Source organism: Mycobacterium colombiense, assembly GCF_003284935.1.
In the GTDB taxonomy this organism is placed as follows: domain Bacteria; phylum Actinomycetota; class Actinomycetes; order Mycobacteriales; family Mycobacteriaceae; genus Mycobacterium; species Mycobacterium arosiense_A.
Genome location: NZ_QMEV01000024.1, coordinates 59,622 through 65,937, shown reverse-complemented (window position 1 = coordinate 65,937; position 6,316 = coordinate 59,622). Strand labels below are relative to the sequence as shown.

At 70.0% G+C, this 6,316-nt stretch carries 8 protein-coding genes; 5 read left to right on the top strand and 3 right to left on the bottom strand.

Going from position 1 to position 6,316, the window contains the following annotated elements:
• Positions 1-716 (bottom strand): asparaginase (locus DQP57_RS13395; protein WP_112633399.1); only part of this gene is annotated, 716 nt, incomplete at its 3' end.
• 54 nt (positions 717-770) lie between these two features.
• Here DQP57_RS13395 and lspA point away from each other — a divergent pair.
• Both lspA and DQP57_RS13385 read left to right on the top strand, forming a co-directional pair.
• The gene (gene lspA, locus DQP57_RS13390) at positions 771-1,421 is read left to right on the top strand and encodes a signal peptidase II (RefSeq protein ID WP_112633398.1); all 651 of its coding nucleotides are present in this window, start codon (positions 771-773) and stop codon (positions 1,419-1,421) included.
• Positions 1,414-2,340 (top strand): RluA family pseudouridine synthase, encoded by a 927-nt coding sequence (locus DQP57_RS13385; RefSeq protein ID WP_112633397.1) that lies wholly within the window; start codon positions 1,414-1,416, stop codon positions 2,338-2,340. The genes lspA and DQP57_RS13385 overlap by 8 nt, the downstream gene beginning before the upstream one ends.
• Position 2,341: 1 nt before the next feature.
• Here the strand turns inward: DQP57_RS13385 and DQP57_RS13380 are convergent, their stop codons facing one another.
• The gene (locus DQP57_RS13380; protein ID WP_112633396.1) at positions 2,342-3,100 is read right to left on the bottom strand and encodes a methyltransferase domain-containing protein; all 759 of its coding nucleotides are present in this window, start codon (positions 3,098-3,100) and stop codon (positions 2,342-2,344) included.
• A 58-nt stretch (positions 3,101-3,158) separates the two neighbouring features.
• Entirely contained in the window at positions 3,159-3,563 is a 405-nt protein-coding gene (locus DQP57_RS13375) for a group I truncated hemoglobin (RefSeq protein WP_112633395.1), read from the bottom strand.
• Positions 3,564-3,847: 284 nt separating this feature from the next.
• On the opposite strand from DQP57_RS13375, the gene DQP57_RS13370 reads away from it, so the two are divergent.
• The 3 genes from DQP57_RS13370 (at position 3,848) to DQP57_RS13360 (ending at position 6,282) form a co-directional block, all read left to right on the top strand.
• Positions 3,848-4,888, top strand: a complete 1,041-nt coding sequence (locus DQP57_RS13370; RefSeq protein ID WP_112633394.1) for an SDR family NAD(P)-dependent oxidoreductase — start codon at positions 3,848-3,850, stop codon at positions 4,886-4,888.
• Positions 4,889-4,892: 4 nt separating this feature from the next.
• Complete coding sequence (locus DQP57_RS13365) at positions 4,893-5,696, top strand: SDR family NAD(P)-dependent oxidoreductase (protein WP_112633393.1); 804 nt, start codon at positions 4,893-4,895, stop codon at positions 5,694-5,696.
• A gap of 148 nt (positions 5,697-5,844) precedes the next feature.
• A complete protein-coding gene (locus DQP57_RS13360) occupies positions 5,845-6,282 on the top strand; it encodes a type II toxin-antitoxin system Rv0910 family toxin (RefSeq protein WP_112633392.1) in 438 nt (145 codons plus the stop codon).
• The last annotated feature ends 34 nt before the right edge of the window (positions 6,283-6,316 follow it).

Below are 6,316 nucleotides of genomic sequence, written 5' to 3'. Positions count from 1 at the left end.
CCGGACCCCAACGCCTCGAGCACCACGGCCCGCGCCCCGGCGGCCACGCACGCGTCGATGGCGACCGCGTCACTGCCCAGGTAGGCCGCGACGATGTCGACGCGCGGCGCGGTCGCGGCCCGCAGCTCGCCGACGTACGGGCGGGTCTTGGGGCCGGCCAGTCTCACGTCGCCGGCCACGGTGCCGAGCAGCGGGCCGGTGAAGCCGCTCAGGTCCTCGGTGGCCACCTTGCTCATCCCCAGCGGTTGCAGCACCCGCCCGGCGAAACACAGCAGCACGCCCAGGCCCCGGGCGGCCGGGCTGGCCGCCACGGCCAGCGCGTCGCGCACGTTGCCGGGGCCGTCCGCGTCCGGCGCGTCGGCGCTGCGCATGGCGCCGGTCAGCACCACCGGGGTCTGGCCCGCATAGGTGAGCTCGAGCCACAGCGCGCTTTCCTCCATGGTGTCGGTGCCATGCAGGACCACCACCCCGTCGGCGCCGCCGTCGACGGCGGCCGTCACCGCGTCGCGGATCCGGTCCCAATCGGCCAGCGTCAGCTCCGAGCTGTCGACCGCCAACAGGTCGACGACCTCGACGTCGTGCTGTTCGCGGAAGGGGGCCGTCAGATCGGCCCCGCTGTATGAGGGCCGGTGCACCCCGTCGTCGCCGGTCCCGGTCGATATCGTGCCCCCGGTGGCGATCACGGTCAGGCGGGCCATGCTGGCATCATTGCGCATCGCCGCCGGGCGAACAGGGTGAGCCCGCGCGGGGCGGTAGGGGATGATGGGGAAGTGCCTGAAGAACCAACGAAATCGACTGAGCCGGTGACCTCAGCCGAACAGGCTGGTGAGGCCGCCCCGATCGAGCGGGACGTGGAGCCCGGCACCGTCGCGCCGCCCGAATCCGCGCCCAGGAGGCTGCGGCTGCTGCTGTCGATCGCGGCCATCGTGCTGGCCCTCGACGTCGTCACCAAGGTCCTCGCCGTCAAACTGCTCCCGCCCGGCCAGCCGGTGCCCATCATCGGTGACACGGTGACCTGGACCCTGGTCCGCAACTCGGGGGCCGCGTTCTCGATGGCGACGGGCTACACCTGGGTGCTGACGCTGATCGCGACCGGGGTGGTGGTCGGCATCTTCTGGATGGGCCGGCGCCTGGTGTCACCCTGGTGGGCGGTGGGCCTGGGCATGATCCTCGGCGGCGCCATGGGCAACCTGGTCGACCGCTTCTTCCGCGCCCCCGGACCGCTGCGCGGCCACGTCGTCGACTTCCTCTCGGTCGGCTGGTGGCCGGTGTTCAACGTCGCGGATCCCTCGGTGGTCGGCGGCGCCATCCTGCTGGTGGTGCTGTCGATCTTCGGCTTCGACTTCGACTCGGTCGGCCGGCGCACCGCCGGCGACCGGCGCAAGGACGAGGACGACGCCGGAGACGGCGCGGGTGAGTGACCGCTCGATGCCCGTCCCGGAGGGACTGGCGGGCATGCGCGTCGACGCCGGCCTGGCGCGGCTGCTGGGGCTCTCGCGCAGCGCGGCAGCCGCGATCGCCGAGGACGGCGGCGTCGAGCTCGACGGCGTGCAGGCCGGCAAGTCCGACCGGCTGACCGGCGGCGCCTGGCTGCAGGTGCGGCTGCCCGACGCGCCACCGCCGCTGCAGAACACGCCGGTGGACATCGAGGGCATGACGATCCTGTACTCCGACGACGACATCGTCGCGGTCGACAAGCCGGCGGCGGTGGCCGCGCACGCGTCGGTGGGCTGGACCGGACCCACCGTCCTCGGGGGTCTGGCCGCCGCCGGGTACGGGATCACCACCTCGGGGGTGCCCGAGCGGCAGGGCATCGTGCACCGCCTGGACGTCGGCACGTCCGGGGTGATGGTGGTGGCGCTGTCCGAGCGCGCCTACACCCTGCTCAAGCGGGCGTTCAAACAGCGCACCGTCGACAAGCGCTATCACGCGCTGGTGCAAGGACATCCGGACCCGTCCAGCGGGACCATCGACGCCCCGATCGGGCGGCACCGCGGCGGCGAATGGAAGTTCGCGGTCACCAAGGACGGCCGGCACAGCCTCACCCACTACGACACCGTGGAGGCGTTCGTCGCCGCCAGCCTGCTCGACGTGCACCTGGAAACCGGCCGCACGCACCAGATCCGGGTGCATTTCTCCGCGCTGCATCACCCCTGCTGCGGCGACCTCGTCTACGGCGCCGACCCCAAGCTCGCGAAAAAGCTTGGCCTGGAACGGCAATGGCTGCACGCCCGCTCGCTGTCGTTCGCCCATCCGGCCGACGGCAGGCGGATGGAGATCGTCAGCCCCTACCCGCCCGACCTGCAGCACGCACTGAACGTGCTGCGCGACGAGGGCTGACTCACGCCGGCTTGCGGGCCTCGACGAGCAGGCGCACGGAGTGGCCGACGAACGGCCCGTCGGATTCGATGCGCTCGTGCAGTTCGGCCAGCCGGTCGCGATACCGCTGCACGGTGAAGTCGGGCACCGTCCAGATCACCTTGCGCAGGAAGTACACGACCGCGCCGATGTCGAAGAACTCGGCCCGCATCCGCTCCATGCGGATGTCGACGATCTGCAGCCCGGCCGCCTCGGCCTGCGCGCGCACGGTGTCCGGGTGAAACTCGGTCCATTTCTCCGGCTGCGGCCCGATGAAGTATTCGACCAACTCGCCCAGGGTGGCGGGGCCGATCTGCTGCGCGAAGTAGGTGCCGCCGGGGCGCAGCACCCGCAGGATCTCCGACCACCAGACGGAGATCGGATGCCGCGTGGTCACCAGGTCGAACGCGTCATCGCCGAACGGCAGCGGCGGTTCGTCGCGGGTCGCGACCACCACCGCGCCGAGCGGATGCAGGCGACGGGTGGCCAGGGCCGCGTTGGGGGGCCACGTCTCGATGGCCGCCATGGTGGGCGGGAACGGTGCCGCGCCGGAGAGCACCTCACCGCCGCCGGTGTGAATGTCCAGCGCGGCCGACACCGTCGCCAACCTGGCGCGCAGCAGCCGCTGGTAGCCCCACGACGGACGTTCCTCGGTGGCCCGGCCGTCCAACCAGGAAAAATCCCAACCGTCGAGTGGGGCGGCGTCCGCCTCCGCGATCAGGTCGTCAAATGTGCGGGACATGCATAGCATTGTCGCCGCGCGGCGAGCCGGTGTCACCGACGCGAGACCGCCGGCGCGTTCACACCGTGGTGGTTTCGGCCGTGGCGATCTCGGGGGCCAGCGGGGCGATCGCGCCGAGTATCTCGGTCACCGTCTCGGACGGCACCCCGGCGGCGGCCAGCGCGTCGGCCAAATGCCCGGCCACCAAACTGAAGTGGCGCATGGTGATCCCGCGACCCTGGTGCACCTGCTTCATCGGCGCGCCGGTGTAGGGCTCCGGGCCGCCCAGGGCCGCGGCGAAGAACTCCACCTGTTTGCCCTTGAGGCGGCTCATGTTCGTGCCGGTGAAAAAGCCGGACAGCTGCGCGTCGGCAAGCACCCGGACGTAGAAGTCCTCGACCACGACTTCGATCGCCTCGTGCCCACCGATCCGGTCGTAGATGGGTGCCGGTGCGGCCTTGCGGAAGCGCGCCAGAATTTTCATGACCACGATTGGAACATTTCGGCGTTGCCCGTCGGTTTATCCGCGATCACGCCCGGATTGCGTTGTGTAACAGGGTGATTGCCCACGGCTGACGGGTGTTCTCGGCGACGCGTGAGGGTGGGGGTCGGGATACATGACGGCAATCGGCGGCACGGCGGCGCGATGATGCCCTAGGTTGGCTTAATGATGCACGTCACATCACTCGCCCAGCCCCGTAAGGCGGTCGTGGCCATCGGGCAGGCCAGTTGCGGTCGGGGGGCTCACATCATCAGGAGCGATTGCCGATGAACCTTGGTGACTTAACGAACTTGGTGGAGAACTCGCTCGGGAACCTGGTGGAAAAGCCGCTCGCGGCGGTCTCTCACATCGTCAACACCCCGAACTCGGCGGGACGGTACCGGCCGTTCTACCTGAGGAATCTGCTCGACGCGGTGCGGGGCCGCACGCTCGAGGAGGCCGTCACGGGCAAGACGGTCCTGATCACCGGGGGATCGTCGGGCATCGGTGAGGCCGCGGCGAAGAAGATCGCCGAGGCCGGGGGGATTGCGGCGCTGGTCGCCCGCACCCGGGAGAACCTGGAGAAGGTCGCCGACGAGATCCGCGAGAGCGGTGGGACCGCGCACGTCTACCCGTGCGACCTGTCCGACATGGACGCCATCGCCGCCATGGCCGACCAGGTGCTCAGCGAGCTGGGCGGCGTCGACATCCTGATCAACAACGCCGGGCGGTCGATCCGGCGCTCCCTCGAGCTGTCCTACGACCGGATCCACGACTATCAGCGGACCATGCAGCTGAATTATCTGGGCGCGGTCCAGCTGATCCTCAAGTTCATCCCCGGCATGCGGGAACGCGGCTTCGGCCACATCGTCAACGTCTCCTCGGTGGGCGTGCAGACCCGCGCGCCGCGCTTCGGGGCCTACATCGCCAGCAAGGCAGCGCTGGACAGCCTGTGCGACTCGCTGCAGGCCGAGACGGTGAACGACGGCGTCAAGTTCACCACCGTGCACATGGCGCTGGTGCGCACGCCGATGATCAGCCCGACCACGCTCTACGACAAGTTCCCGGCGCTCACGCCCGAGCAGGCCGCGGGGGTGATCGGCGACGCGATCGTGCACCGGCCCCGCCGCGCCAGCTCACCCTTCGGGCAGTTCGCCGCCGTCGCCGATGCGGTCAATCCGGCGGTGATGGACCGGGTGCGCAACCGCGCGTTCGCCATGTTCAGCGACTCCAGCGCCGCCAAGGGGGATGAATCACCAAACGACACAACGGAATTCGATAAGCGCAGCGAGAACTTCGTGCGGGCCACCCGCGGGATACATTGGTGAGACCATGAGCCTTCCGAAACCTGACCTGCAGACCACCGTTGTCATCACCGGCGCCTCGTCCGGTATCGGCGCCGAACTGGCTCGCGGATTGGCCCGTCGCGGCTTCCCGCTGCTGCTGGTCGCCCGCCGCCGCGAGCGCCTCGACGAACTGGCCAACGAGGTGGGCCAGGAGTATTCGGTCGCCGTCGAGGTGCTGCCGCTGGACCTGGGCGACAGCAAGGCCCGGGCCAAACTGGCGAGCCGGTTGCGCACCGAACCGATCGCCGGCCTGTGTAACAGCGCCGGTTTCGGCACCAGCGGGGTGTTTCACGAACTGCCGCTGGAACGCGAGAGCGAAGAGGTGACCCTCAACGCGCTGGCGTTGATGGAACTCACCCACGCGACGCTGCCGGGCATGGTGTCGCGGGGGGCGGGCGCGGTGATGAACATCGCGTCGATCGCCGGATTTCAGCCGGTTCCCTACATGGCGGTGTACTCGGCCACCAAGGCGTTCGTGCAGACGTTTTCCGAAGCGGTGCACGAGGAGCTGCACGGGACGGGCGTGTCGGTCACCTGCCTGTGCCCGGGGCCGGTGCCGACCGAGTGGGCCGAGATCGCCAACGCCGAACGGTTCAGCATCCCCATCGCGCAGGTCTCGCCGCGCGACGTGGCCGAGGCGGCCATCGGCGGCATGCTGTCCGGCCGTCGCACGGTGGTGCCCGGGGTGGTGCCCAAGGTGGTCAGCACCGGCGGGCGGTTCGCGCCGCGCAGCCTGCTGTTGCCCGGCATCCGGATCGGCAATCGATTCCGCGGCGGCCCCAAGACCTGAGCGATCCGGTCGCGGATCAACGTGAGAGGCCGCGACACTGAACCTACGCACACGACACGCCGGGACGGGTGTGCGTGGATGCAGTCTCGAGGAATGGGGCGGCGCATCGCGCGCAGGTGGCGCACGACGCGGGCGCTAGGCTCGGGCGGTGGCCGCCGTGGATCTGACCGCCGATGTCCCGATGACCCCGCAGGACATGTGGGACCGCGTCTCCGACCTGTCGGACCTGGGCGACTGGCTGACCGTGCACGAGGGATGGCGCAGCGAGCTGCCCGACGACATCGCCGAGGGCACCCAGATCGTCGGCGTGGCGCGGGCCAAGGGCTTCCGCAACCGCGTGACCTGGACCGTGACCACCTGGGACCCGCCGCACGAGGTGGCGATGTCGGGATCCGGCAAGGGTGGCGCCAAATACACCGTCACGCTCACCGTGCAACCCACCGCCGAGGGCTCGACGCTGGGTCTGCGCCTGGAACTGGGAGGACGGGCGCTGTTCGGTCCGGTGGGCTCCGCGGCGGCCCGCGCCGTCAAGGGCGACGTCCAGAAGTCGCTGAAGAACTTCGTCGAGTTGTACGCCGGCGACTGATCGCAACACACGCGGCGACACGCCCAACTAGTGT